This is a genomic window from Pseudarthrobacter sp. NPDC058329, from assembly GCF_042879835.1.
Classification (GTDB): Bacteria; Actinomycetota; Actinomycetes; order Actinomycetales; family Micrococcaceae; genus Arthrobacter.
The window spans coordinates 481,055-505,866 of record NZ_JBHVZR010000001.1; the positions used below are offsets into that span (position 1 = coordinate 481,055).

At 64.1% G+C, this 24,812-nt stretch carries 25 protein-coding genes; 22 read left to right on the forward strand and 3 right to left on the reverse strand.

Features of this window, described 5'->3' with window-relative positions; genetic code table 11:
- Nucleotides 1-9: 9 nt before the first annotated feature.
- From prmC to ACFVYC_RS02350, 19 genes are all read left to right on the forward strand, one after another.
- Nucleotides 10-882 carry a peptide chain release factor N(5)-glutamine methyltransferase gene (prmC, locus tag ACFVYC_RS02260; RefSeq protein ID WP_387546089.1) on the forward strand — a complete coding sequence of 291 codons (873 nt, stop codon included), beginning with the start codon at nt 10-12 and terminating at the stop codon, nt 880-882.
- Between the two features lie 12 nt (nt 883-894).
- Nucleotides 895-1,674, forward strand: coding sequence for an L-threonylcarbamoyladenylate synthase (locus tag ACFVYC_RS02265; RefSeq protein ID WP_387546091.1), 780 nt, complete (start codon nt 895-897; stop codon nt 1,672-1,674).
- 1 nt (nt 1,675) lies between these two features.
- On the forward strand, nt 1,676-2,587 hold the full coding sequence (locus ACFVYC_RS02270; protein WP_387546094.1) for a glycosyltransferase: 912 nt from the start codon (nt 1,676-1,678) through the stop codon (nt 2,585-2,587).
- Nucleotides 2,588-2,593: 6 nt separating this feature from the next.
- The gene (locus ACFVYC_RS02275) at nt 2,594-3,556 is read left to right on the forward strand and encodes a glycosyltransferase (RefSeq protein ID WP_387546095.1); all 963 of its coding nucleotides are present in this window, start codon (nt 2,594-2,596) and stop codon (nt 3,554-3,556) included.
- 100 nt (nt 3,557-3,656) lie between these two features.
- On the forward strand, nt 3,657-5,525 hold the full coding sequence (locus tag ACFVYC_RS02280; RefSeq protein ID WP_387546097.1) for a polysaccharide biosynthesis protein: 1,869 nt from the start codon (nt 3,657-3,659) through the stop codon (nt 5,523-5,525).
- On the forward strand, nt 5,522-6,547 hold the full coding sequence (locus tag ACFVYC_RS02285; protein WP_387546099.1) for a glycosyltransferase family 4 protein: 1,026 nt from the start codon (nt 5,522-5,524) through the stop codon (nt 6,545-6,547). Before ACFVYC_RS02280 ends, ACFVYC_RS02285 begins: the two co-directional genes overlap by 4 nt.
- Nucleotides 6,548-6,644: 97 nt before the next feature.
- Nucleotides 6,645-7,127, forward strand: coding sequence for a hypothetical protein (locus ACFVYC_RS02290; RefSeq protein WP_387546101.1), 483 nt, complete (start codon nt 6,645-6,647; stop codon nt 7,125-7,127).
- Nucleotides 7,120-7,458 carry a hypothetical protein gene (locus tag ACFVYC_RS02295; RefSeq protein ID WP_387546104.1) on the forward strand — a complete coding sequence of 113 codons (339 nt, stop codon included), beginning with the start codon at nt 7,120-7,122 and terminating at the stop codon, nt 7,456-7,458. The genes ACFVYC_RS02290 and ACFVYC_RS02295 overlap by 8 nt, the downstream gene beginning before the upstream one ends.
- 81 nt (nt 7,459-7,539) lie before the next feature.
- The gene (atpB, locus tag ACFVYC_RS02300; protein ID WP_387546106.1) at nt 7,540-8,340 is read left to right on the forward strand and encodes a F0F1 ATP synthase subunit A; all 801 of its coding nucleotides are present in this window, start codon (nt 7,540-7,542) and stop codon (nt 8,338-8,340) included.
- An 80-nt stretch (nt 8,341-8,420) separates the two neighbouring features.
- Nucleotides 8,421-8,639, forward strand: coding sequence for an ATP synthase F0 subunit C (atpE, locus tag ACFVYC_RS02305; protein ID WP_011775261.1), 219 nt, complete (start codon nt 8,421-8,423; stop codon nt 8,637-8,639).
- A gap of 54 nt (nt 8,640-8,693) precedes the next feature.
- Complete coding sequence (locus tag ACFVYC_RS02310) at nt 8,694-9,245, forward strand: F0F1 ATP synthase subunit B (protein ID WP_387546108.1); 552 nt, start codon at nt 8,694-8,696, stop codon at nt 9,243-9,245.
- On the forward strand, nt 9,245-10,072 hold the full coding sequence (locus ACFVYC_RS02315) for a F0F1 ATP synthase subunit delta (protein ID WP_387546111.1): 828 nt from the start codon (nt 9,245-9,247) through the stop codon (nt 10,070-10,072). Before ACFVYC_RS02310 ends, ACFVYC_RS02315 begins: the two co-directional genes overlap by 1 nt.
- A gap of 82 nt (nt 10,073-10,154) precedes the next feature.
- Entirely contained in the window at nt 10,155-11,792 is a 1,638-nt protein-coding gene (atpA, locus tag ACFVYC_RS02320) for a F0F1 ATP synthase subunit alpha (protein WP_387546113.1), read from the forward strand.
- A 73-nt stretch (nt 11,793-11,865) separates the two neighbouring features.
- The gene (locus tag ACFVYC_RS02325) at nt 11,866-12,756 is read left to right on the forward strand and encodes a F0F1 ATP synthase subunit gamma (protein WP_307094618.1); all 891 of its coding nucleotides are present in this window, start codon (nt 11,866-11,868) and stop codon (nt 12,754-12,756) included.
- Nucleotides 12,757-12,837: 81 nt separating this feature from the next.
- Entirely contained in the window at nt 12,838-14,292 is a 1,455-nt protein-coding gene (gene atpD / locus ACFVYC_RS02330; RefSeq protein WP_387546115.1) for a F0F1 ATP synthase subunit beta, read from the forward strand.
- 1 nt (nt 14,293) lies between these two features.
- Nucleotides 14,294-14,578: a F0F1 ATP synthase subunit epsilon gene (locus ACFVYC_RS02335; protein ID WP_013601509.1), complete on the forward strand. Its 285-nt coding sequence runs from the start codon at nt 14,294-14,296 to the stop codon at nt 14,576-14,578.
- A gap of 10 nt (nt 14,579-14,588) precedes the next feature.
- Complete coding sequence (locus ACFVYC_RS02340; protein WP_387546118.1) at nt 14,589-15,020, forward strand: DUF2550 domain-containing protein; 432 nt, start codon at nt 14,589-14,591, stop codon at nt 15,018-15,020.
- Between the two features lie 175 nt (nt 15,021-15,195).
- The gene (locus ACFVYC_RS02345) at nt 15,196-16,335 is read left to right on the forward strand and encodes an alpha/beta hydrolase (protein ID WP_387546121.1); all 1,140 of its coding nucleotides are present in this window, start codon (nt 15,196-15,198) and stop codon (nt 16,333-16,335) included.
- Entirely contained in the window at nt 16,332-18,875 is a 2,544-nt protein-coding gene (locus tag ACFVYC_RS02350) for a bifunctional lysylphosphatidylglycerol flippase/synthetase MprF (protein ID WP_387546123.1), read from the forward strand. Before ACFVYC_RS02345 ends, ACFVYC_RS02350 begins: the two co-directional genes overlap by 4 nt.
- A gap of 160 nt (nt 18,876-19,035) precedes the next feature.
- On the opposite strand, the gene ACFVYC_RS02355 is transcribed toward ACFVYC_RS02350, so the two are convergent.
- Both ACFVYC_RS02355 and nucS read right to left on the reverse strand, forming a co-directional pair.
- Nucleotides 19,036-19,239 carry a cold-shock protein gene (locus ACFVYC_RS02355; RefSeq protein ID WP_011692441.1) on the reverse strand — a complete coding sequence of 68 codons (204 nt, stop codon included), beginning with the start codon at nt 19,237-19,239 and terminating at the stop codon, nt 19,036-19,038.
- 326 nt (nt 19,240-19,565) lie between these two features.
- Nucleotides 19,566-20,261 carry an endonuclease NucS gene (gene nucS / locus ACFVYC_RS02360; protein ID WP_387546126.1) on the reverse strand — a complete coding sequence of 232 codons (696 nt, stop codon included), beginning with the start codon at nt 20,259-20,261 and terminating at the stop codon, nt 19,566-19,568.
- A 115-nt stretch (nt 20,262-20,376) separates the two neighbouring features.
- On the opposite strand from nucS, the gene ACFVYC_RS02365 reads away from it, so the two are divergent.
- Both ACFVYC_RS02365 and ACFVYC_RS02370 read left to right on the forward strand, forming a co-directional pair.
- Nucleotides 20,377-20,733, forward strand: coding sequence for an ATP/GTP-binding protein (locus ACFVYC_RS02365; protein WP_387546127.1), 357 nt, complete (start codon nt 20,377-20,379; stop codon nt 20,731-20,733).
- A gap of 33 nt (nt 20,734-20,766) precedes the next feature.
- A complete protein-coding gene (locus ACFVYC_RS02370) occupies nt 20,767-21,567 on the forward strand; it encodes an alpha/beta hydrolase (RefSeq protein WP_387546130.1) in 801 nt (266 codons plus the stop codon).
- 21 nt (nt 21,568-21,588) lie between these two features.
- Here the strand turns inward: ACFVYC_RS02370 and ACFVYC_RS02375 are convergent, their stop codons facing one another.
- Nucleotides 21,589-22,899, reverse strand: a complete 1,311-nt coding sequence (locus tag ACFVYC_RS02375) for an AI-2E family transporter (RefSeq protein WP_387546132.1) — start codon at nt 22,897-22,899, stop codon at nt 21,589-21,591.
- A gap of 190 nt (nt 22,900-23,089) precedes the next feature.
- Here ACFVYC_RS02375 and ACFVYC_RS02380 point away from each other — a divergent pair, with 190 nt between their 5' ends.
- Entirely contained in the window at nt 23,090-24,790 is a 1,701-nt protein-coding gene (locus ACFVYC_RS02380; protein ID WP_387546135.1) for a hypothetical protein, read from the forward strand.
- Nucleotides 24,791-24,812 lie beyond the last annotated feature (22 nt).

The window sequence follows — 24,812 nt, forward strand, 5'->3', positions numbered from 1 at the left end:
AATCAACGCATGACATTCGGTCCAGGCCAGTCCCTCGCGGATGCGGTCAGCGAGGCAACCGGCATCCTGCGCGACGCCGGCGTCCCCAGTCCGCGGGTGGACGCCGAGCTGCTCGCCGACCACCTGCTGAACGTTGGGCTGGGCCGGCTGCGCGCCATGATGCTGGGTGACACCCCGGCCCCTGAGGGCTATGAGGCGCTGGTGGCGGAGCGTGCCAGCCGGATCCCGCTCCAGCACATCACCGGAGTAGCGCATTTCCGGTATCTCGAACTCGCAGTGGGGCCTGGCGTTTTTGTGCCCCGTCCCGAGACCGAATCCGTGGTCCAGCTGGTCATCGACCACGTCCAGGGGCTGCGGCACCCCCGGATCGTCGACCTCGGAACGGGATCCGGCGCCATCGCCGGATCCATTGCGCACGAAGTGCCGAATGCGGAAGTGCACGCGGTGGAGTTCAGCCCCTTCGCCCATGCCTGGGCCGAGAAGAACCTGGCCCCCCTGGGCGTCCACCTCGTCCTCGGGGACCTGCGGGACGCGCTGCCGGAACTGAACGGGACCTTCGACGTCGTAATTTCAAACCCGCCGTACATCCCGGCCGAGGCCATCCCCAACGAGCCCGAGGTCGCCCTGCATGATCCGCCCGAAGCGCTGTACGGCGGGGGAGCGGACGGCATGGAACTTCCGACGGCGGCGGCCGCCTCTGCTGCCCGGCTGCTGGTTCCCGGCGGCTACTTCGTGATGGAACATGCAGAAGTCCAGGCGGGCTGGATCGCGGCCATGCTGGCCCGGACCGGGACCTGGACCAGCATCAGAACGCATCTGGACCTCAACGGCAAGGAGCGCGCCACCAGCGCCCTCCTTGCCGGTCCGGACCACAGTGAATGAAAGAATGGGCGAGTGACCACAACCTATAACTGCACCAGCGACGACGAGCGCGCCCGGGGACTTGAGCACGCCCAGCGGGCCATCAGCGAGAAGAAGTGCGTGGTTTTTCCCACTGACACCGTCTACGGGATTGCTGCCGATGCCTTTTCACCGCAGGCGGTCACCATGCTGCTGGTGTCCAAGGGACGCAGCCGCACCATGCCGCCGCCGGTGCTGATCCCGCGCATCAACGCCCTCGACGGACTCGCCACCGATGTGTCCGCGGACGCGCGGAAGCTGGCCGAGGCGTTCTGGCCGGGCGGCCTGACCCTGATCCTGCACGCCCAGCCGTCCCTTGATTGGGACCTCGGTGAAACCAAAGGAACAGTGGCCCTGCGTATGCCGGATGACGAGATCGCCCAGGAGCTGCTGACCCTCACCGGCCCGCTGGCTGTGTCTTCCGCGAACCGCACCGGCCATGCCCCGGGACAGACCGCCGCCGACGCCCGCGAGCAGCTTGCAGAGTCCGTCGAGGTTTACCTTGAGGGCGGCTTCCGGCCGCTCGACGGCGAGGCAGCAGTGCCCTCCACCATCGTTGACGCCACCGGCCCCCTCCTGCGGGTAGTCCGCAACGGCGCAGTGAGCCTGGAACAGCTCCGCGAGCACGTGCCGGGAGTCCTGGGACTGGGCGAAATCCCCATGGCGCCGGAAGAACCGGAAGAACCGCAGGCACCGGAGGCGCCGCAGGCCGAAGCCCACACCGCCGCCGGCAGCAGCGCCGTCAGCAGCACCGACAACAACCCGGGGAACTGACATGCAGCCCAAAGTGGCCGTCGCGGCCGTGACCTTTGACCGCCACGAGGAGCTTGCCCTGCTCCTGAAGGGCCTGGCGGCACAGACGGCACCCATCCATTCGATCGCGCTGGTGGACTCCGGCACTGTCCCGGCCACGGACGTCGTTAATGCCGGGGGCGCGGAGAACATCAACTACCTGCGCTCAGAAGCCAACCTCGGCGGTGCGGGCGGTTTTGCCTACGCCATCCTGGCAGCCATGGCCAGTGGTGCCGAGTGGATCTGGATGATGGACGACGACGGCCACCCCGAAGACGCCAGCTGCCTGGCCGAACTTCTCCGCACGGCCGGGGAACACCAGCTCGACATCGTCAGCCCCCTGGTCGCCGCCACGGCGGATCCCAACCGGCTGTCGTTCAATTTCCGCATCAATGGGCTGCTGACCAACGACCGGTCACGGCTGGCTCCCATGGGCTACCTCCCGGACATGGTGCACTTTTTCAATGGTGCACTCATCCGGACCGAGGTTTTCTACCGGATCGGCATCCCGGATGTGAAGTTTTTTATCCGTGGCGACGAAGTCGACTTCCTGTCGCGGGTGAAAAAGGCCGGGCTGAAGTACGGCACCCTCGCCACAGTCGCGGTGCAGCACCCCGCCACCTGGACCGAGATGAAACCGGTGTTCGGCGGGTTTATCACCCCCGTCATCCCCGAGGGTGAGTTCAAGCGCTACTGCTACTTCCGCAACCGGGGCTACCTGACCCGCAAGTACCGTAACCTGCGGTGGTTTGGCGCTGACATCGTCGGGTTCCCCTACTACTTCCTGAAGGCCCGGGACCTCAAGGGCCTGGCGCACTGGTTCAGGGCCTATTCAACCGGCTTCCGCGGCAAGGGCTTCGGCTCGCCCGCGGAACTGATGGCCGCGAAGAGCTAGGCGCCCGTGGAGAACCTGTACGCCGTCGTTGTCACTTACAACCGCGCCGACTTCCTGCGCAACCTGCTCGATTCCTTCGCCCGGCTGGACACCGCACCGGAGCGGATTCTCGTTGTGGACAACGCCAGCAGCGACCACACCCCGGAGGTCGTCGCCCAGGCCACCGCCGCCGGCGGACCGTCCATCCAGTACGAACGCCTGGACCGGAACGTCGGCGGGGCCGGCGGATTCTCCCGCGGCGTGGAACTGGCCCTGGAATCCGGCGCCGAATGGCTGTGGCTGATGGATGACGACGTTGAGGTCCTGCCCGGTGCTGTGGAGGCACTGGAGAAGTTCACGCCGGAATACTCTTGCCTGATTGGCCGGCGTTACGACGCCAACGGCAAACCGTTCTTCTGGCAGCACCATTTTGTCGAGGCGCTGGGCATCTTCCTTCCCGTCTCGCGCGATGTCTTCCGGCATTCGGACGTGTTCCGCACAAACGTGGGGAACTTCGAAGGCATGCTCATCAAAGCCTCCGTGGCCCGGAACATCGGCCTGCCTGATCCGCGGTTCTTTATCACCTGGGACGACCTGATCTACGGCTGGCTGGCGGCGCAGCAAACTCCAGTGGTGTACGTCAACGCCTTTGTTATCAAAAAGGTCCGCGCGCAGCGGCAAGTGGACCTGGGGCTGCGCCACCTCAACGATTCCTCCGACCTGAGCCGACGCTATGTGATGCGCAACCGGGGGCACGTGGCGCATTACCTGCGGGCCCACGGTAAGTTCAACCGGGCGGGTTTCGCAGCCGGCACTGCCCTGACTTTCCTGAAGGAACTTACCCGGCTGGTCCTCGTCGAGCGGACCCTCAAAGGGGCCGGTGCACTGTGGCAGGGATGGCGTGAATCACGCAGTATCCTTGCCGACGCCGGCTGGAAACCCATGCCGTCGCTGCCGGTGTATCCGGGCAGCGGAACCCGAAGCGATTAGTATCGTTCTAGGCCCCGCCGCCATCCGACGGTAATTGCGGCGGGGATTTTTGAAACAGGCGCCTGGCCGCCGTGGTAGTGGAAGTCGGTTGCATCTTTCGTTGAGTACAAAATCAGAAACGCGCGCACCTGCCGCAGTACGGGACGAGAAGCCCGCCCTCTGGATCTGGATCCAGCTCTTCCTCGACTCGATGTCCTGGATCGTGGCGATCGGCCTGGCGCTGCTGCTGCGCTACGAGATGGGCATCCGGGTGGAACAGCTGCCCGGTGCCTGCCTCATCGCTGCCATCGCCGTGGTGGCGCAGATGCTGGCCGGGTACTCCCTCGCCCTGTACCGCGGCAGGTATCCATTCGGAAGCTTCCAGGAAGCCAGGGCGCTGGTATTCGTCACCGTTATTGTGGCTGCCTCCGTCACAGCGAGCCTGCTGGTGCTTTACGAGGCCATCAAAGTGGGCCGCAGTGTGGGCTTGATCGCTTTTCCGTTCGCCTGCCTCTTTATGTGCGCCGCCCGGTACGCCAAGCGGCTCTACGTGGAGGGTAAGGCCCGGCCCGGGGACGGGGCACAAAACACTCTCGTCTACGGCGCAGGATTCCTCGGCAACTCCCTGGTGACCCGGATGCTGCAGGACCCGGATTCCCCGTACTTTCCGGTTGGCCTGATCGATGACGACCCCGCCAAGAAGCACCTGCGGCTTTCCGGTGTCCAGGTCCAGGGCCGCGGCGACGACCTGCCGGCGATCATCCGCCGCACCCGCGCAACAATCCTGGTCCTGGCCTTCGCGAACGTCGAGGCCACAGTAGTCCGCCGTATCTCGGACGCTGTTGCCGGCCTGAATGTCCGCGTGCTGGTTCTTCCCCCGCTCCGGGACATGCTGGGCAGCGGCGCACCCGCCGGCTTCTCCGACTTCCGCGATGTAGCGGTTGAGGACCTGATCGGCCGGCGGCCCGTTGACATCAAGGTTGACGAGATTGCCGGGTATATCAAGGGCAAGCGGGTTCTGGTGACCGGTGCCGGCGGTTCCATCGGCTCTGAGCTCTGCCGGCAGATCGTCCAGTTCGACCCGGCGGAGCTAATCATGCTGGACCACGACGAGACGGGCCTGCAGCAGACCCAGATTTCCATTACCGGCCACGGCCTGCTGGCAGGCCGGGATACCGTGCTGGCCAACATCCGCGATGGCGAAGCCCTGCAGCATATCTTCGAGGACCGGCGCCCTGAAGTGGTGTTCCACGCCGCTGCACTCAAGCACGCGCCACTGCTGCAGCAGTATCCGGTAGAGGCTTGGAAAACAAACGTCTGCGGGACCCTGAACGTCCTGCGTGCTGCCCAGCACGCCGGCGTCTCGCACTTCGTGAACATATCCACCGACAAGGCGGCCAACCCGACCACCGCCCTTGGCCACTCGAAACGGGTTGCCGAAAAACTGACCGCCTGGATGGCCGGCCAGACCGGCAGCAAGTTTGTCTCCGTCCGCTTCGGTAACGTGATGGGCAGCCGCGGCTCGATGCTGCCACTTTTCACCGAGCAGATCCGCGTTGGCGGTCCCGTCACTGTCACCGACCCCGACGTTACCCGCTTCTTTATGACCATCCCGGAAGCCTGCCAGCTGGTAATCCAGGCAGGCGCAATCGGGACCGGGGGCGACGTGCTGATCCTTGACATGGGCGAGCCGGTCCGGATCCTGGATGTGGCTCAAAGGATGATCGCGATGTCGGGCAAGAACGTGGAGATCATCTATACCGGGCTGCGTCCGGGGGAGAAGCTACACGAGGTATTGGTCGGCAGCGGTGAACGCGACAAGCGCCCCCTGCACCCGAAGATTTCACATACCAGGGCAGCGGAGCAGGACCCGGACAAGCTTGACCTCAACGTCTGGCTGGCCCGCTGCGAGGCCGAACAGGGCGCCAGCATCGCCGACATTCCCGATGAAGAGGCCGATGACGCCGGTGAAATCCGGGTGGCGTCATGATGCCGTTGGCCCTGGTGGCCGGGATAACGCTGGTGTCCAGCCTGCTGCTCCCGTTTGCAGTGAAGCCGTGGCTGGTCCGGATGGGCGTGGTTGATGTTCCTTCCGCCCGTTCATCGCATGTGGTGGTGACCATTCGCGGCATGGGTGTCGCAGTGGCCCTTGCCACAGCCGTCGGCTACGCTGCGGCAGTGCTGCTGGGGGTTGTCACGGTTGACCGTTCCATTGCTGCAGTCGTGCTTGGCATCATTGCCGCTTGCGCAGCCGTCGGCTGGATCGAGGATCTGCGAGGCATGTCCATCCGCGGGCGTGCAGCCGCCCAGCTCGGCATCGGAGCGGTCGGCTCCGCGGTGCTCATCGTGCTCACCGGACAGTCGTTCTGGTGGCTGCCGCTGGGCGCCGTGGCAATCGCAGCCTACGTCAACATCGCCAACTTCATGGACGGCGTCAACGGCATCTCAGGCCTGCACGGCGTTACAGCAGGGGGTGCCTATGCGGTGGCGGGCTTGCTGTCCGGGCAGCCCTGGCTGACCGCCGGGGGCACGGTGCTGGCAATGTCCTTCCTTGGGTTTCTCCCCTGGAACCTGGGCCGTGGTTCAGTCTTCCTGGGCGACGTCGGCAGCTACCTGCTGGGCGCGTCGATAGCCGCCCTCGCGGTGGCCGGCTTCCTCGGCGGCGTCTATGTCGAATATGTTCTCTCGCCGATCCTTGTCTACGCCGCGGACGCCGGCTATACCTTGCTCCGGCGCATCAAGGCAGGGGAGCGGTGGTACGCCTCGCACCGCGAACACGTCTATCAGCGGCTCACGGACGTAGGCTTCTCGCACCTGCAGTCAGCTGCCACAGTCACTGTGTGCACCGCAGCCGTGATCACCCTCGGGTTCGTCGCCGCCACAGCTGCGCTTCCCGTCGTCGCCCTGTGCGTCGCCGCAAGCGTGCTGGTTCTCGTCTTGTACCTGGCAAGCCCGGACCTCATCCGCCGGTACCGGCGCCCGTCGAAGGTCACACGCCTGCCGGTGAGCTAGCTGTGTTCTATCTCGTGTAGAATTCAGGGGCAGCCAAAGCTGCCCTCCAAAACTGCCTCCTGGCTCATTGCCTCGTGGTGCCGACGATTGGGATCGAATGACCTCCAACGCCGAATCCGGACCTGCGTCCGGCAACGGAAACGTTGGCGCATCCGGCCCCGCGCCGTCCCTCTGGCTGGGCCTCCTGAAGCGGAGTTCGGTGGTTGCAGCGGCCGGACTGGCCCTGTGTGCAGTCGCCGCAGCACTTATTGACGGCGGAAGCGGTGCACTGTCCAGTACCTTGGGCGGCCTGCTGGTGATGCTGTTCTTCGGGATCAGCCTGCTGGTGGGCCACTTCGTGGGACGTAACAATCCCTCCGGGGCTATCGGCATGTTCGTCGCCACCTACTTCGTGAAGGTGGTCGGATTCGCCGCGGTCCTGTTCGTTATCGGTGCTCCCCAGTGGCTGCAAGCCCGCTGGTTCATTGCCGGTGCCGTCACCGCCGTCGTCCTCTGGCAGGCTGCAGAACTTTACGGTTTCAGCAAAGCCCGCCTGCAGATCTACAACGATCCAGAGACCAAGGAAAACCGCGATGCGTGATCCAAAGAACCCCGCCAACGGTGCCAACGGCACAGGCGGTTCGAACGGCTCTGCCCCCGGTGTATCAAGGGACGGAACCAGCGGCGGATACAACGCCGGCATGGCCGTATTCAGCTACATCATTGGCGGAATCATCGTCTGGAGTTTGATAGGGTGGGGACTGGATTACGTGTGGGGAACGCGCTGGATCGTGCTCGCAGGCGCTCTGCTTGGAGCCGTCGGAGGTTTTTACCTTTCCCACATGCATGGCCTTACCAGTTCTCGCAAAAACGCTGGGGAGCGCCATGCTGCCAGCGGGCCGTCCCAGGACGGCGACACTAATGCCAAATAATTTCACAGGGGGAACAGCAGGCCGTCAGGCTGCCGGTCCCCGCCCAACGCCCAATGATGGACACTGCAGAGAGGAAACGCGTTGATCGCGCTTGCGCTCCCGGCCCAAAATACAGGAGAGTTCACTCCTCCTGGTATTAACGAAATGCATTTGCCGGCAATCCTGCCGTGGGGTGCCGCAGAAGGATTCTCCAAGCAGATGCTGCTGGTCCTCCTCTCTGTCGTCTTTATCGCCGTCTTCTTCGTGCTCGCTGCACGCAAGCAGCAGCTGGTACCCGGCAAACTCCAGTTCGCCGGCGAGGCCGCCTACGGCTTCGTCCGCAACGGAATCGCCAAGGACATCATCGGCGGCAGGGACTTCATCAAGTACGTCCCGCTGTTGTTCAGCCTGTTCTTCTTCATCCTGGTGAACAACATCTACGGTGCCATCCCGTTCTTCCAGCTCCCCACGTTCTCGCACGTGGGCGGAGCATATGTGCTGGCGGGCATTGTCTACTTCACCTGGATCGCCATCGGCGTCAAGAAGAACGGACTCCGCTACTTCAAGCTGGCCACCGTGCCCTCGGGTGTTCCCTGGTACATTCTGCCGATCGTCATCCCGATCGAGATCATCTCCAACTTCATTGTCCGGCCGGTCACGCACAGCCTCCGTCTGTTCGCAACCATGCTCGCAGGACACCTCATCGTGATGATCGCCGGTTACGGCATCGAGTTCCTCATCATGCAGGAGAACATCCTGCTCAAGGGAACCTCCCTGCTTGTCCTCGCAGGCGCTATCGCCATGTACATGCTTGAAGCCCTGATCATGGTCCTGCAGGCCTACGTCTTTACCCTGCTGACAGCGATCTACATCGAAGGCGCAATCCACGCCGACAGCCACTAGGCACCCTTAAACTTCCCCTCGCGGGGATGATAGCAACCCAAACAACCTGCCACATGGGTGGCATCTTGAAAGGAAGAAAAATGGAAGGCACCATCAACGGCTCCCTCAACCTCATCGGCTATGGCCTCTCGGCCATCGGCGGTGGTATCGGTGTGGGTCTCGTGTTCGCTGCTTACATCAACGGCGTCGCACGCCAGCCGGAAGCACAGCGCGTACTGCAGCCGATCGCATTCCTCGGCCTTGCGCTGACCGAAGCCCTCGCCATCCTGGGTCTCGTCTTCGCCTTCGTTCTTAGCTAGTCCTTTCGGAACTAAGCGAACATTCAGAACCGAGTAGAAAAGGACGGGTGAAATATGAATCAGCTGATCATCTCAGCCGCCACTGAGGGCGAAGTCAACCCCCTGGTTCCCAACCTCTGGGAAATGGGCGTTGTCCTCGTGGGCTTTGCCATCCTCATGTTCATCGTGGTCAAGTTCGTTGTCCCGATGTTCGAGAAGACCTTCGCCGAGCGTGCCGAGGCTATCGAAGGCGGCATCGCAAAGGCTGAAAAGGCCCAGGCTGAGGCGTCTGCTGCACTCGAAGAGTACAAGCAGCAGCTGACCGACGCCCGCGCCGAAGCGAACCGCATCCGTGAGGAAGCCCGCGCCGAAGGTGCGCAGATTCTCGCGGAGCTCAAGGAAAAGGCAGCTGCAGAGTCTGCCCGCATCACGGCCCAGGCCCATGCCCAGATCGAATCCGAGCGCCAGGCGGCCGTTGTGTCCCTGCGTTCGGAGGTAGGCACCCTGGCCACCACCCTCGCCGGCCGCATCGTTGGCGAATCGCTGAACGACGACCAGCGCGCAGCACGGGTAGTGGACCGCTTCCTTGCAGATCTGGAGACCCAGAACGCAGGTGCAGCTAAGTAATGGCAGGCGTATCGAGCGAATCGCTGGCAACAGGGCTGGCCGGGTTGGAAGCGAAGCTTCCGACGGCGTCACTGCAGCTGGCAAAGGAACTCTTCGGAATTCTGGGAATGGTGGACAGCTCGGCTGGCTTGCGCCGCGCCCTGACTGACCCGTCCCGCAACGGTGACGAAAAGTCGGCGCTGGTCAGGCAGCTGGTTGGCGGAAAAGTCTCCGCTGATGCTGCAGAGATCGCGGGCGGGCTGGCCGGCTCACGCTGGGCAACCGCCCGGGATATCGGCGATGCACTCGAGACTCTTGCCGCAACGGTGGTCATTTCCGTTGCTGAAAACAAGTCGGCCGTTTCTGCCTCCGGAATCTCTGGCCTGGAAGAGCTGGAGAACGATCTGTTCTCCTTCAACCAGGCCGTTGCCTCCAGCCACGAGGTACAACGTGCTCTGTCCGAACCACAGGCCAGCGCTGCAGCCAAGGCTGCCCTCGCTGAGAAGCTGGTGCCCGGCGCGAGCGAGGAAGCAAAAGTCCTCATCACGCAGGCAGTTACCCAGCCCCGCGGCATCAAGCCCACCCGGCTTGTGGAACGGTTCGCCGAACTGGCGGCCAAGCGGCAGCAGCGCTGGATTGCAACGGTCAGCGTGACCCGTCCCCTGACACCGACGCAGCTTGCACGCCTCCAGGCGGGCCTGAATGCAATGTATGGGCGGGAACTGAAGGTCAACGTCAACGTTGACCCGGCACTCATTGGCGGCATCCGCGTCCAGGTAGGTGACGAAGTGCTCGACGCTTCGGTCATCACCCGCCTCGGCGAGCTGCAGCGCCAGCTGGCCGGCTAGCCGGACAAGCACAACACAACTGATAGAAACCCCGGTCACCGTGGACAACGGTGATCACAAAACAGGAGAGCAGGGACTGCAGATGGCCGAATTGACCATCAACGCCGACGACGTCCGTAATGCGCTGAACGAGTTCGCGGCGTCCTACGAACCCGGAAACGCAGAGCGCGTAGAGGTCGGCCGCGTAACCACCGCTAGTGACGGCATCGCCCGTGTTGAGGGCCTTCCCTCGGTCATGGCGAACGAGCTGCTGCGCTTCGAGGACGGCACCCTGGGCCTCGCCCAGAACCTTGACGTCCGCGAAATCGGCGTCATCATCCTCGGCGACTTCACCGGCATCGAAGAAGGCCAGGAAGTGCACCGCACCGGACAGGTTCTGTCCGTACCCGTGGGCGACGCCTTCCTCGGCCGTGTTGTTGACCCGCTGGGCGTGCCCATCGACGACCTCGGCGAGATCAAGGCCGAGACCACCCGCGCACTGGAGCTCCAGGCTCCGGGCGTGACCCAGCGCAAGTCGGTGCACGAGCCGATGCAGACCGGACTCAAGGCTATCGACGCCATGATCCCGATCGGCCGCGGCCAGCGCCAGCTCATCATTGGTGACCGCCAGACGGGCAAGTCCGCCATTGCGATCGACACCATCATCAACCAGAAGGCCAACTGGGCTTCGGGCGATGTGACCAAGCAGGTGCGCTGCATCTACGTGGCGATCGGCCAGAAGGCGTCAACCATTGCCGCCATCCGCCAGACCCTCGAGGACAACGGCGCGCTGGAGTACACCACCATTGTGGCGTCTCCCGCTTCCGACCCCGCTGGCTTCAAGTACCTCGCACCCTACGCCGGCTCGGCCATCGGGCAGCACTGGATGTACGGCGGCAAGCACGTCCTCATCGTGTTTGATGACCTTTCCAAGCAGGCTGAGGCTTACCGTGCAGTGTCGCTGCTGCTCCGCCGTCCGCCGGGACGCGAAGCCTACCCGGGCGACGTGTTCTACTTGCACTCCCGCCTGCTCGAGCGTTGTGCAAAGCTCTCCGACGAGCTGGGCGCAGGTTCCATGACCGGTCTGCCGCTGATCGAGACCAAGGCCAACGACGTTTCGGCCTACATCCCGACCAACGTCATCTCCATCACCGATGGCCAGATCTTCCTCCAGTCGGACCTCTTCAACGCCAACCAGCGTCCTGCTGTTGACGTTGGTGTGTCGGTGTCCCGCGTGGGCGGCGCCGCACAGGTGAAGTCCATGAAGAAGGTCTCCGGTACGTTGAAGCTGGACCTCGCCCAGTACCGCGACATGCAGGCATTCGCCATGTTCGCCTCTGACCTGGACGCCGCTTCACGCCAGCAGCTCACCCGTGGCGCACGCCTGATGGAACTGCTCAAGCAGGGCCAGTACTCGCCGTTCCCGGTGGAGAACCAGGTTGTATCGATCTGGGCAGGCACCAACGGCTACCTCGACGACGTGCCGGTTGAGGACATCAACCGTTTCGAGTCGGAGTTCCTGGAGCACCTCACTCACAAGTCCTCGATCCTCACCACGCTGGCGCAGACCAACGTGCTGGACGATGACACCGTGGCAGCGCTGAAGTCCGCCATCGTGGCCTTCAAAAAGGGCTTCTTCGGTGAAGGTGACAACCACTTGGTAGGCGCCGGCCACGAGGAGCACAGCGCTATCTCCGAGGGCGATGTCGACCAGGAAAAAATCGTCAAGCAGAAGCGCTAATTCCACTGACCGGGTGTGCCGGGCCCACGGGGTCCGGCACACGCGGTCTACGGAATGTTAGGAAAGGATAAGTATGGGAGCCCAGATTCGGGTCTACCGCCAGAAGATCAGCTCGACCACGTCGATGCGCAAGATCTTCAAGGCGATGGAACTGATCGCTACCTCGCGCATCGGCAAGGCCCGTGCGCGCGTAGCAGCTTCACTGCCTTACGCGAACGCGATCACGCGCGCCGTTTCTGCTGTCGCCAGCCAAAGCGAAATCGACCACCCGCTGACCACCGAGCCGGAGCAGATCCGCCGTGCCGCCGTCCTGGTAATCACCTCGGACCGTGGCCTGGCTGGTTCGTACTCGGCAAGTGTGCTGAAGCAGGTGGAGGGTCTCAACGAGCTGCTCCACGCTGAAGGCAAGGAAGTCAAGACGTACCTCGTCGGACGCAAGGCGCAGGCCTACTTCGAGTTCCGGAACCGTGAATACTCACGGGTTTGGACCGGAGGCACCGACGCACCCGAGTTCACTACCGCGCGCGAAGTCGGCGAAGCTCTGCTGGCAGATTTCGCAACCGACTTTGAAGAGGGCGGCGTGGACGAAATCCACGTGGTGTACACCCGCTTCAAGTCCATGGTTACCCAGGAGCCCACAGTCATCCGCCTGCTTCCCCTGGAAGTAGTGGAAGAGCAGGCTGCTTCTGAGTCGGACCTGTTGCCGCTGTACGAGTTCGAGCCGGAAACCGAGCGTGTTCTTGACGCTCTGCTGCCGCGCTACATCGAGTCACGTATCTTCGCGGCCATGCTGCAGGCAGCGGCTTCCGAGCTTGCTGCACGCCAGCGGGCCATGAAGTCCGCAGGCGACAATGCTACGGACCTCATCAAGAAGTACACGCGTCTGCGCAACACGGCCCGCCAGGCTGAAATTACGCAGGAGCTGTCCGAGATCGTTGCCGGCGCAGACGCCCTCGCGTCCTAGCCTGCAAGGCCCGGTTCCGCTGGACCTGCACCACCACAGATAAACTTAAACCCACGCCATCTACTGAGTGAAGTGAGAGAGATGACTGCCACTGCTACCGAACACGTAGCCGCAAGGTCCGGTGCCACCGGCCGCATTGCGCGCGTAATCGGCCCGGTTGTCGACGTCGAATTCCCGGCTGACGCAATCCCGTCCATCTACAACGCACTCACCACCGAGATCACTCTCAACGGTGAGACCAAGACCATCACGTTCGAGACGTCCCAGCACCTGGGTGACAACCTCGTCCGCGCCATCTCCCTGCAGGCCACCGACGGACTTGTCCGCGGTACGTCCGTAGTGGACAGCGGTGCGCCGATTTCCGTACCCGTCGGCGACGGCGTCAAGGGACACATCTTCAACGTCCTGGGCCAGCCCCTGGACGTTACCGAAGCGGAACTGGAGATCAGCGAACGCTGGCCCATCCACCGCAAGGCTCCGAGTTTCGCTTCGCTCGAAGGCTCCACCGAGATGCTCGAAACCGGCATCAAGGTCATCGACCTTCTCACCCCGTACATCAAGGGTGGCAAGATCGGCCTGTTCGGCGGCGCCGGCGTGGGCAAGACCGTTCTGATCCAGGAAATGATCACGCGTGTTGCCCGCAACTTCGGTGGTACTTCGGTATTCGCCGGTGTTGGCGAGCGTACCCGTGAAGGCAACGACCTCTGGGTTGAAATGGAAGAGGCAGGCGTCCTCAAGGACACCGCCCTTGTATTCGGCCAGATGGATGAGCCGCCGGGAACGCGCCTGCGCGTGGCCCTGTCTGCCCTGACCATGGCGGAGTACTTCCGCGATGTGCAGAACCAGGACGTGCTGCTCTTCATCGACAACATCTTCCGCTTCACGCAGGCAGGTTCCGAGGTTTCTACCCTCCTCGGCCGCATGCCGTCGGCCGTGGGCTACCAGCCCAACCTGGCTGATGAGATGGGTCTCCTGCAGGAGCGCATCACGTCCACCAAGGGCCACTCCATCACCTCGATGCAGGCCATCTACGTTCCCGCAGATGACTACACCGACCCGGCTCCGGCCACGACCTTCGCACACCTCGACGCGACCACGGAACTTTCCCGTGAAATCGCCTCCCGTGGTCTGTACCCGGCCGTTGACCCGCTGACGTCGACCTCCCGCATCCTGGATCCCCAGTACATCGGCAAGGACCACTACAACACGGCCGTCCGTGTGAAGCAGATCCTGCAGAAGAACAAGGAACTCCAGGACATCATCGCCATCCTCGGTGTTGACGAACTCTCCGAAGAGGACAAGATCGTTGTGTCGCGTGCACGCCGCATCCAGCAGTTCCTCTCGCAGAACACCTACACCGCCAAGCAGTTCACCGGCGTCGAGGGCTCCACGGTTTCCATCAAGGACACCGTTGAAGGCTTCACCGCCATCTGCGACGGCGAGCTGGACCACATTGCGGAGCAGGCGTTCTTCAACGTCGGTGGCCTTGATGACGTTGAGCGCCAGTGGGCCAAGATCCAGGAACAGACCAAGTAATATGGCTGAGCTTGAGGTTGAGATTGTCGCAGCGGACCACTTCGTGTGGTCCGGAGCGGCCAAGATGGTCAAGGCCCGCACCAGCGATGGTGAAATCGGAATCCTGCCCGGCCACTCGCCCCTGCTGGCGATCCTGGCCGAGGGTGAACTGGCCATCCAGCCGGTGTCCGGTGACCGTATCGCTGTAGATGTGGACGGCGGATTCTTCTCCGTCGACAACAACCGCGTGGTTATTGTTGCTGACAACGCCCACCTGGGCGGCTCGGCTACCGCTGGGATCCGCTAGCACCACCTTGATGGACGCACCGAGTCTTCCGTTCATCGCCATGGCAATCGTTTTTGGATTGCTGATATTTGCACTGTGCCTTTCGGGGGTGCGCCGCTTCAATCTGCGGCGTGCCCTCGGCACGGTGGACGCCTCCATTTGCGTTGCTGGTAACAGCTGGCAGATGGGGGTTTGTCGTTATCAGGACAACGACCTCGAGTGGTTCCGGCTGCTCTCGCTGAGCGTCCGTCCCAAGCACAAGTTCAAGCGTCATTCGCTCGAACTGCTGGGCCGGCGCAAGCCCACCGAAGCTGAGGCCGTCAAGGTCCAGCCTGACGTCGTCATCGTCGAATTGCGGTATGAAGGCCAGGACCTGCGCCTTGCCATGAAATTCGACGCCTATGCCGGTCTCTCGTCCTGGCTTGAGGCCGGGCCGGTCATCGGCGTGGGTACCTGGCGCTAGCCCGCGTGGACTGGTTCTTCGATCTCCGGCTCACCGAGGGCCCGGTGTACTGGGGTTCCCTCGTCCTGGGCCTGGCAGGCGCTCTCTATCTCCTGGCGCCGCCCTCCCACATCCGCGCGCGGCGCTGGATTCTCCGCGCCACCGCCGCTGCCGCCATTGCTTCGCGCTGGTGGCCATGGTCCACTGGGCCCTCATCAACGTCTTCTCCGTGTTTCCGGACAACATTCCGGATCAGGTGCTGCTGTGGGTGGTGCCCTGTGTCGCCGCCCTGATCCTGTTCCTGCTCCGGCTGCCCCGGAGCAGTTGGCGCCGACGCGCCACCGGCCTGGCGGCAGTAGTTCTGGTTGTGGCCCTTTCATCTGTCCAGATCAATGCCTATTTTGGACTGAACCGAACTGTGGATGACCTGTTCGGCACGGCGCTGGCCCGAATCCCCGCCCTCGAACCGGAGCTGATGCGCCAGCCAGGTGAGGCCGACGGCGTCCCCCTCCTTGGGTGGGCACCCCAGGGCGCGCTGCCGGGCGGGGGAGTGCTCCGCAGGTCCGCCATCCCCGGCGTCCTTTCCGGCATGGATACGCGCGAAGCCTATATCTACCTGCCGCCCGCATACTTCTCAGAGAAGCGTCCTGCCCTTCCGGTGCTTGTCCTGGTAGCCGGCCAGCCCGGCGGCCCCGCTGACTGGATTACCGGGGGCAGCATTCAGACCCACATGGACTCGTTCGCACAGTCCCACGGCGGGGTCGCACCAGTGGTGGTGGTGCCCGACCCGAACGGCGCCCAGTCCGCCAACACCATGTGTATGGACAGCCGCATAGCCAAGGCCGATACCTACCTTTCCCGGGATGTCACGGAATGGATCAGCACCACCCTTGCAGTGGACACCAACCACCACCAGTGGGCCATCGGCGGATTCTCCTTCGGCGGCACCTGCGCCCTGCAAATGGGAACCCGGCACCCCGGACTGTTTCCGTCAGTCCTCTCCTTCTCCGGCGAAGCCGAACCGGCGATAGCCAAGGAACGGCAGAAAACCATTGACGCCGCCTTCCCGGGGGAACCGGACTTGTTTGAACGGCAGACGCCCCTTGCCATCATGAAGGAACGCAGCTTTGAGTCCAGCGGGGCTTACCTCACTGCCGGCCAGGACGACCCCGAATTTGTGGCGTACCTTCACACACTGGCCGCAGCGGCCCGGGACGCCGGCTTCAGTGTGCGGGCCCACGAGGTGGAACACACCGGACACTCGTGGGATGTGTCGTCCAAGCGGATTGCCGATGCACTGCAGTTCCTGGCCGAACGGTGGGGACTCCAGCAGTGAGCTCCGGACAGCCGGTCCGCACAGCAACCCTGGCGTGGACCACCGTGGGACGCCCGGCCCGGAACCGGATCATCGAGGCGCTGAAATCGATGCCGTTCTCCATGGCCGTGCTGGTGGTGTTCCTGGCAACCGGAGCCATCACCGGCAGCTATATGGCGGGGCCTCCTGAGCAGTTGCTCGATGTGGCAGGAGTCAGCGGGCCGGGGCTGCGCGAGGGCAATTGGTGGTCCTTGTTCACCAGCCTCTTCTTCGCCACCAACCCGATGGCCTACGTTGCCGCATCCCTGATGATCCTGCTGTTGCTGGGCCCTGCCGAACGGCGGCTGGGATCACCTGCAGCGGCCGCGTTCTTCTTCGGCGGCCAGTTCGCAGCGGTGACGCTGTTCCTGCTGCTCACCCAACTGGCAGGCTACGCGGGCGACGGATGGCTTGACCGGATGGCTGATGACATCCTGATCGGACCCTATCCGGCAGTCCTGACCACGGCACTCGCGGCGAGTGGAACGCTGCCGGTCCTGTGGCAGCGCCGGCTGCGCACGGGCATACTGTCCATCTCGCTCCTGCTGGTGCTTTACATTGGGCATGCTGAAACGGTCATCGGGCTGCTGGGCGCTGTCCTGGGACTCCTGGCCGGGTGGTGGATCCAGGGCGACCACGGCCACCTCCACCGGCACCGGTCCACCGGCAGGGAAACCCGGAACCTCCTCGCCCTCACCGTCGCCGTGTTCGCGGTGGGTCCGATCCTCACGGGTATAGCGCGGGCACCCACCGGCCCGCTGGCGCTCCTGCGTGACGTCGTGCTGAATCCGATGCCCACATTCAGCCAGCTGGCGTTCAACTGCGGCGCCACAGTGGAAGCATCCTGCCTCGAAGCGGGCAGGGCGGGTTTCGCCGGACCCTTCGGCCTTGCGCTTGCAGTTGTTCCGGTGGTCCTGCTGCTGATCTGTGCGGACGGCATGCGCCGCGGCCGGCGGTTGGCCCTCAACATCGCCCTCGCCATCCAGTTCGCAGTAACCGGGCTGGCGGCCGTCTACCTGGCGCTGTTCGCCCTGGTTCCGTCCCGGCTGCCCGGGCCGTCCGCCGCGCCGATGGGATCTGCCTTCGCCCACGTGCTTCCGCTGGTGGGGGTACCGCTGCTGCTGGCGGTGCTCCTCTGGTTCAACCGGCGGCATTTCCGCGTACAGACGCTGCCCTCCGCCCGGCGGACGCTGGGGCTGGTGGTGGGCGGAACGTGGCTCGTCCTTGCCGGCGCCTACGCGGTTGCCTGGTTCTGGGCAGGCGGGCTGACCCGCGACGGCGGCCTGCTGGGACTGTTCGCGGAGCTCGCCCGGCAATACGTCCCCGTTCCCATCCCGCAGCATTACCACCGACTTTTCTCTGACCGGAACAGTGTGGAGGCTGTCCTCTTTGCGTACTCCGGTCCAGTGTTCTGGGTGATTGCCCTGGCGGCCGTTTGGTGGGCGCTGCTGGGCGGACACCATGGCAACGATTCCGGGCGGCAGGACAGGATCCAGGCCCGCAAGCTGCTTCACCAGGGCGGCGGACCGCTTTCCTGGATGGCGCTCTGGGAACCCAATGAGTACTGGTTCAGTCCCGACGGCCGGGGGGCGGTGGCCTTCCAGCGGCACGGCAGCGTGGCGCTGACCCTGGGCGGAGCCTTCGGTCCGGTGCGGTCGCAGAAGGACGTCACGGCGGGCTTTTTGGCCCACTGCGGCCAGCAGGCCCTGATCCCTGCGCTCTACTCCTGCGACGACACCCTCTGGCCCATGCTCCAGGAGCGCGGCTTCTCGCGGGTTGCCGTGGCGCAGGAGACCCGGCTGGCCATTCGCGAGCTCGAATTCAAGGGCAAGGAGTGGCAGAACGTCCGAACTGCGCTGAACCGTGCGGCAAAGTTGGGAGTCAGGGCTGTCTGGGGATCGTATGAGTCGCTGCCCGCGGCGCTGCGCTCACGCCTGAGTGAAGTCTCCGAGGAATGGGCAGCTGGAAAGACTGTCCCCGAGATGGGCTTCACCCTCGGCGGCATTGATGAGCTCGATGACCGGGAGGTACTGTGCTGCCTCGCCGTAGACGATGATGGCACCGTCCATGGAGTGACCAGCTGGCTCCCGGTTTACGACGGCGGGCGGCTTGTCAGCCGGACGCTCGACGTTATGCGCCGGGGAGCCGAGGGGTTCCCGGGAGTGATGGAATTCCTGATCGCCTCTGCGGTGCTCGAGCTGCGCAGTTCGGTGGAGGTCATCTCCCTTTCGGGTTCGCCGCTGGCAAGTGTCCCCGGAGCCGGCGGCGATTCCGCGCGGGAGGGTGAAGCGGATAACCTGGTCCGGATCCTCGACCTCGTGGGACATGCCCTGGAACCGGTCTACGGATTCCGGTCCCTGGCAGCCTTCAAGTCCCGGTTCAAGCCGGAGTACCGGGCCCTTTACCTGTATTACCAGGACCCGCTCCACCTGCCCGCAATTGGCCGCGCATTAACACGTGCCTACTTGCCAGGGCTTTCCCTTCCGCAGGGTGCGCGCCTGGTGCGCAAATTGGTGAACTGAACTTCTTCCAATTAGCACCAACAATGCACGCCCAGGCCGGCGAAGGACCGCCCAACGCGGCCACTGGATGAAACCCGTAATTCAACAAAAATGATCCCCGGCATAATTGCCGGGGATCATTCTTTCGCTGCCGGCCGCATTTAGCGGCCAGACGCGGGGACTAGACCAGCGTTACGCCGGTTGCTTGGGGACCCTTGGCACCCTGGCCGATTTCGAACTGAACACGCTGGTTCTCGTCGAGGGTTTTGAATCCACCGGTCTGGATCTCCGAGTAGTGCACGAAGACATCACCATCGGAGTCATCCGGGGTAATGAAGCCGAAGCCCTTTTCAGCGTTGAACCACTTGACGGTTCCCTGTGCCATTTATTTCTCCTCATTGTGGAACTTGCTTAAGATCGGCACACCTCGTGCCGGCCTTGGTCACTCCGTGAGAAGAATCCTGGATTGCCCGTCCGGAAATGGGACCGGCGCTGCAGGAGCTTCGCACTCGCAACATGTCTTGCGAGCATGAAAAACACCTACACAAAGACTGAGATAACAATTTCACGCTGCCCAGCGGAGGTCAACGGTTTGGCCGGGGAAACACCTAAATTTTAGGCAAAAAGTCGGTTAAATGACCTTGTGCGAGCCTGGGCGGGACCAAAATAGGCTCATTGGCCCGGAGGGGGAGTACCGGGGAATGGCAGCCGTCAAAAAAGCCTGGACTCGCTGTCATCCACGCCGCGCATGGCGTCGTAGTCAAGGGTGACGCAGTCGATACCGCGGTCGTTGGCCAGGACCTTGGCCTGCGGCTTGATCTGTTGTGCAGCGAAGATGCCCCGTACCGGCGCCAGCAGCGGATCGCGGTTCAGCAACTCGAGGTACCGGGTGAGCTGCTCCACGCCATCGATGTCGCCGCGCCGCTTGAGCTCGATGGCCACGGTGCCGCCGCCCGAGTCGCGGGCAAGGATGTCCACCGGTCCGATGGCCGTGAAGTACTCTCGGCGTATCAGGGAGTATCCCTCACCCAGCGTTTCAATCTGTTCCGCCAGCAGGCGCTGCAGGTCCGCCTCCACACCGTCCTTGATCAGGCCCGGATCAACACCCAGGTCGTGGGAGGACTCGCTGAGTTTCTCGTGGATATTGATGATCAGGCGGTCGTCCGTCTTGGCCGACTGCACCGTCCATTGCTCGACAACTCCCAGTTCGAGGTCCACGTCCTCGGGGGAGGAGACCCGGAGGGTGGCCGGCGGGCTCATCCAGTTGAGCGGCTTATAGGAGCCGCCGTCCGAGTGGACCAGCACAGAGCCGTCAGCCTTGACCAGCAGCAGCCTGGTGGCAAGGGGGAGATGGGCTTTGAGCCGGCCAACATAATCAACAGAGCATCGGGCTATGACAAGTCGCACGCCGTACAGACTACCGTCTGGTGCCGCCGGCCTCCGCCCCGGGAAAGTCCTGCGTCAAGCATGACGCGGACCTTGCAGGGATTGGCCGGGTCCCGTGCTGGGGCAGAATGGATGCATGCCGCGCTCCAACCGACCCCGCCGTCCCGTGTCCGGGAAATCCGGTGCCGCTTCGGGCAGGGCGGCCGGAAGGAAGGGCAGCAGCGAGGTCCCTGAACTCGACCTGGAACGCGCGCGGGCAGGGATCGCCCGGCGGGAAAGCGCTCCGGACGGCGACTGGATGGTGCGCACCATGACGGCAAGGAATGCCGAAAAGACCTACATTTGCCCCGAGTGTTCCACCGCGGTGCTGCCAGGGGTTGCCCACCTGGTGGTCTGGAAGGATGACCACCTCTTCGGTGCCGCTGCCGGGCTGGCGGAACGCCGCCACTGGCACACCAACTGCTGGATGACCCGCAGTTACCGCTACCGGTAAGGGAGGGGCGCAGCTGTCGCTAAGCTGGCAGGCATGACTTTTGATCCGGCGTCGTATGAATACAGCCAGTCCACCGGCCCCACTCCCATCCGGGCCTCCACTGTCCTGCCGGCCCGGCGCGAAAACGTGGAGCTGGAGACGGAGGACGGCCACGTTTTGGTGGGCGAACTGGCGCTGCCGGAGTCCGGCCCGGTCAATGCCACGCTGATTACCCTGCACCCGCTGCCTACCCACGGCGGATTTATGGATTCCCACGTCTACCGCAAGGCCTCCTACAGGCTGCCGGCGCTCGCCGGTATCGCGGTGCTGCGGTTCAATACCCGCGGCACGGAGTCCCCGCGGGGTACCAGCACCGGTGCCTTCGAGGAGGGTGTTGGGGAGCGGCATGACGTGGAGGCGGCCGTCCGCTTCGCCGTCGAACGCGGCCTGCCCAACCGGTGGCTCGTGGGCTGGTCCTTCGGCACCGAACTTGCCCTGATGTACGGCGCCACCGAGCCGGTCGCTTCGCGGATCGAGGGCGCAGTCCTGCTGTCCCCGCCGCTGCACCGGGCCAAGGATGCGCACCTGCTGGAATGGGCACAGTCAGGAAAACCACTCAAGGTCCTGGTGCCCGAGCACGATGACTACCTGCAGCCGGAGGCCGCAGCCGCTCGCTTCACCCTGGTGCCCCAGGCCCGCGTTGTGGGAGTCACAGGCGCCAAGCATCTGTGGGTGGGGGAGAAGTACGCCGGGCGCGTCCTGAACGAGATTGTGGATGAGGTCACCGGAGCAGGCCCTGGCGGGACCAGCCTGCCGCAGGAATGGGACGGACCCGCGGCCAACGCCCCGGCCTAAGCCGGGCTCAGGGGCCGTGGGTCAGTGCTTGTCCTGACGCACGATGTAAATTTCCCGGATCAGCAGCAGGACGGCGGCCGCCGTGGGAATGGCAATCAGGGCGCCGAGTACACCCAGCACGCTGCCGCCGGCGATAACGGAAATGACTGCCACTGCACCCGGCACGGCGACTGCCTTCTGCATGATGCGCGGGGAGATGAAGTACGCCTCGAACTGCAGGTATGCAAAGTAGCAAATGGCGTAAATTGTAGCGGTCTGCCAGCCTTCGGTGAGCGCGATGAGGACTACCAGCACACCCGCAATCAGCCCGCCCACCAAAGGGATAAAGGCGAGCAGGGCCACCACGAACGCCAGCAGGAGTGCGAAGGGGACCCCTACGATTGACATCACGATGAAGGCGAATGTGGCATTCAGCAGGGCCACGCAGGCCTGGCCGATCACGTAATTGCCCACCGAGCGGGTAATCTCCTCGGACAACGCCTCCACTCGGTCACGGCGGGAACGGGGTGCCAGCCGGTAACCCCACTTTTTCATGGCCGGCAGGGCAGCCAGGAAGTACAGGCTCAGTACCAGCACAATCAGGGTGCCGAACAGGCCGTTGGCCACCGTCGATCCGAAGGTCACCACACCGCCGAAAATTCCGCCTACTGCAGCGGGGTCGTTGACGAACTTGTCCAGCTCCTCCGTAATCCTGTCCCGGACGCCGAACTGGTCATCGAGGCTGCGGAAGAAGTCTGAATCAATGAAGTCCCGTACCCAGACAGGTGCCTGCTGGACAATTTCCGTAACCTGCTCCACGATCGTGGGGATAAGGGTGGCAAAAAACCCGACGACGGCGCTCACCAGCACGGTGACGGACACCAGGATTCCGGCAGGGCGGGGGATCTTGCGGCTTTCCAGCCAGCCCACCACCGGCTCCAGGCCCAGTGAGATGAACAGCGCAGCCACGATCCACAGCAGCAGCTGCGTGGTGTTGGACCCGATCCAGTAGACCAGCAGGGCCAGGCCCACACCCACGGTACCCATGAATCCCATGTACAGGGGATGCTGCGGCGACATCCGCGGGCCGGGATCTCCGAACTGCGGCTCCACCTCGCCGGACACACCGGCCGCCTTGTTGTCCTGGTGGGAGTACTCGGGCGGCATCTCAAAGCGGAGCCTCGGCTGGGCGCCGGGCAGCGGCTGGCGAAGGCGGCGTACCACCAGTCCGAGGGCCGCCGCGGCTGCCCCCGTCCGGCGCACAGGCGCAGGGACCTGCGGAGCGCCTGCCGAAGGCTCAGCACCCGTCGGATTCTCGTGTGCCGCGGAGGACTCGTCCGTCTTGTCAGTCACTGGAATTTAGGGCCTGTTCAGTGCGTGGCGCCGCTGGTGCGGGCCGGTGTGATGATCATCGCAAACACTATCAGCAGCCTTGTCAACACCTGCGGAGGGCCCCTTTCGGGGGCGGAGGAAGGGGCGTTTCGGGCGTCCGGACCAGGGTCCCGGTAACCAAACCGTTACTATTGAAGGTAAACCCCCGCTGATGATAGGTGTTCCCTTGCGTTTAAAGACTGCAGTCGCACTCGTGCTGCTCGGCCTCCTGACACTGCTGGCCGGTATCGGCCAGAGAACCATCTGGGCGCCGTCCGAGACTTTCACGGCCACTGCGCCGGCTGATGCCGGGGCTGCGCCACTGACCGTCATTGACCAGAACCTGCGCACCCTGCACGGCGGCACCGTCAAGATCAACATCGAGGGTGATGGCAACTTCCTGCTGGCATCAGGGCGTCCCGATGACGTGGACGCCTGGGTGGGCCAGACGGCGCACAACACCGTGACGGGGGTTTCGGAGGACGGTACGTCGCTGTCGGTGGAACACGCAGACGGCGAAGCGACAGCGCCCAACCCCGCAGGTTCGGACCTCTGGGTTTCCACGGAGAACGCCAGCGGCGAGTTGGAGTACTCCTGGACGCCCCCGGCCGACGGCGACTGGACCCTCCTGCTGGCCTCCGACGGCACCCAGCCCGCTCCGGCCTCCATCTCCATGACGTTCCCGAACGACACCTCCACCCCGTGGGCAGTTCCACTGATGGTGCTGGGCTCGCTCCTGACCCTCGGCGGGATCGTCCTCGCGCTGCTCTCGATGCGCAAGCGCAATGGCGAAGGCGACGGCAAGGGCAGCGGTTTCGCCCAGCGTGCCCGTGCCAGGACTGAGGCGCGTTCCTCCTCGCGGGTGACCATGGCCGCCGCCGGAGTGGTTGCGGCTGCTGTTGTGGCCGGAACCGGTGTGGCCGCAGGTGCTGCCTCGCCCGCCCCCGAGCCGTCCACGGATGCTTCAGCCGCCGCGCAGGAGCAGTCTGGCTCGCCCGTGCTGCTGGACGCCCAGTTCCGCCGCGTCCTGGAGCAGGTCTCCAGCGCAGCGGACGCCGGCGACGCAGCGAAGGATGCAGCAAAGCTCGCCGACCGCGTGGGCGGGACCGAGCTTGAAGTCCGGACCCAGAACTACAAGATCCGCTCCCAGGTGGGATCCTACGAGGCACGCATGCCTGTTCGTTCCACCAAGCTCCTCACCACCGTGGTCACCAGCAACCGCGACTGGCCGCGGTCCGTCCTTGCCGTGACGCAGGGCGACGGCAACGTGGTTCCGCAACTCCTGACAATGGTCCAGGCATCACCGCGCGAGAACTACAAGCTCGTGGAGACCAACCCGCTCCAGCCCGGTACCACCTTCCCCACCATTAACCGGGACGGTACCGAGACGCTGGCAGCCGGTGACAAGACCGGGCTGCTCTACAGCGGCGAGGAAGCCATGTCCGGCCTGGCCGACCGACTTACCACCGCCGAGTCCGCGTTCAAGGACAAGCTGGTGGAGGGCGAGTCCTCGCCGTACATCGCGGACACGCTGTCCTACCAGGCTGAAGTGGTCAAGGCGGGCGAGAACGGCAACTTCTCCTTCACGCACAAGGTTGTCCCCGAAAGCACTGTGGTGTTCCGCACTGCCGACGGCGGCGCCCTGGTCCTGGGCCGGATTAACTTCGGCTTCGAGGGAACGCCGAAGGCTGCCGGTGACAAGCTCACCATCGGTGACGACGCCGCAGCCCTGGCCGGCGGCAAGGAAACCACCACCGGGATGGTCCTGGGCTTCGCCGAGTCCGTGGCCGTTTACGTTCCCCCGGCCGGCTCCACCGACCCCATGAAGCTTGTGGCCGCCACCCGCGGCCTGGTGGGCGCCAGCTTCAAGTAGGCGCCGTCCCTGCATTACCCCC

Excerpts from the sequence above, each read along its gene's own strand:
- prmC (WP_387546089.1), top strand. The coding sequence starts at position 10 with ATGACATTCGGTCCAGGCCAGTCCCTCGCGGATGCGGTCAGCGAGGCA.
- ACFVYC_RS02270 (WP_387546094.1), top strand. The coding sequence starts at position 1,676 with ATGCAGCCCAAAGTGGCCGTCGCGGCCGTGACCTTTGACCGCCACGAG.
- ACFVYC_RS02285 (WP_387546099.1), top strand. The coding sequence starts at position 5,522 with ATGATGCCGTTGGCCCTGGTGGCCGGGATAACGCTGGTGTCCAGCCTG.
- ACFVYC_RS02290 (WP_387546101.1), top strand. The coding sequence starts at position 6,645 with ATGACCTCCAACGCCGAATCCGGACCTGCGTCCGGCAACGGAAACGTT.
- ACFVYC_RS02295 (WP_387546104.1), top strand. The coding sequence starts at position 7,120 with ATGCGTGATCCAAAGAACCCCGCCAACGGTGCCAACGGCACAGGCGGT.
- atpE (WP_011775261.1), top strand. The coding sequence starts at position 8,421 with ATGGAAGGCACCATCAACGGCTCCCTCAACCTCATCGGCTATGGCCTC.
- ACFVYC_RS02310 (WP_387546108.1), top strand. The coding sequence starts at position 8,694 with ATGAATCAGCTGATCATCTCAGCCGCCACTGAGGGCGAAGTCAACCCC.
- ACFVYC_RS02315 (WP_387546111.1), top strand. The coding sequence starts at position 9,245 with ATGGCAGGCGTATCGAGCGAATCGCTGGCAACAGGGCTGGCCGGGTTG.
- atpA (WP_387546113.1), top strand. The coding sequence starts at position 10,155 with ATGGCCGAATTGACCATCAACGCCGACGACGTCCGTAATGCGCTGAAC.
- ACFVYC_RS02325 (WP_307094618.1), top strand. The coding sequence starts at position 11,866 with ATGGGAGCCCAGATTCGGGTCTACCGCCAGAAGATCAGCTCGACCACG.
- atpD (WP_387546115.1), top strand. The coding sequence starts at position 12,838 with ATGACTGCCACTGCTACCGAACACGTAGCCGCAAGGTCCGGTGCCACC.
- ACFVYC_RS02335 (WP_013601509.1), top strand. The coding sequence starts at position 14,294 with ATGGCTGAGCTTGAGGTTGAGATTGTCGCAGCGGACCACTTCGTGTGG.
- ACFVYC_RS02340 (WP_387546118.1), top strand. The coding sequence starts at position 14,589 with ATGGACGCACCGAGTCTTCCGTTCATCGCCATGGCAATCGTTTTTGGA.
- ACFVYC_RS02345 (WP_387546121.1), top strand. The coding sequence starts at position 15,196 with ATGGTCCACTGGGCCCTCATCAACGTCTTCTCCGTGTTTCCGGACAAC.
- ACFVYC_RS02355 (WP_011692441.1), bottom strand. The coding sequence starts at position 19,239 with ATGGCACAGGGAACCGTCAAGTGGTTCAACGCTGAAAAGGGCTTCGGC.
- ACFVYC_RS02365 (WP_387546127.1), top strand. The coding sequence starts at position 20,377 with ATGCCGCGCTCCAACCGACCCCGCCGTCCCGTGTCCGGGAAATCCGGT.
- ACFVYC_RS02370 (WP_387546130.1), top strand. The coding sequence starts at position 20,767 with ATGACTTTTGATCCGGCGTCGTATGAATACAGCCAGTCCACCGGCCCC.
- ACFVYC_RS02380 (WP_387546135.1), top strand. The coding sequence starts at position 23,090 with ATGATAGGTGTTCCCTTGCGTTTAAAGACTGCAGTCGCACTCGTGCTG.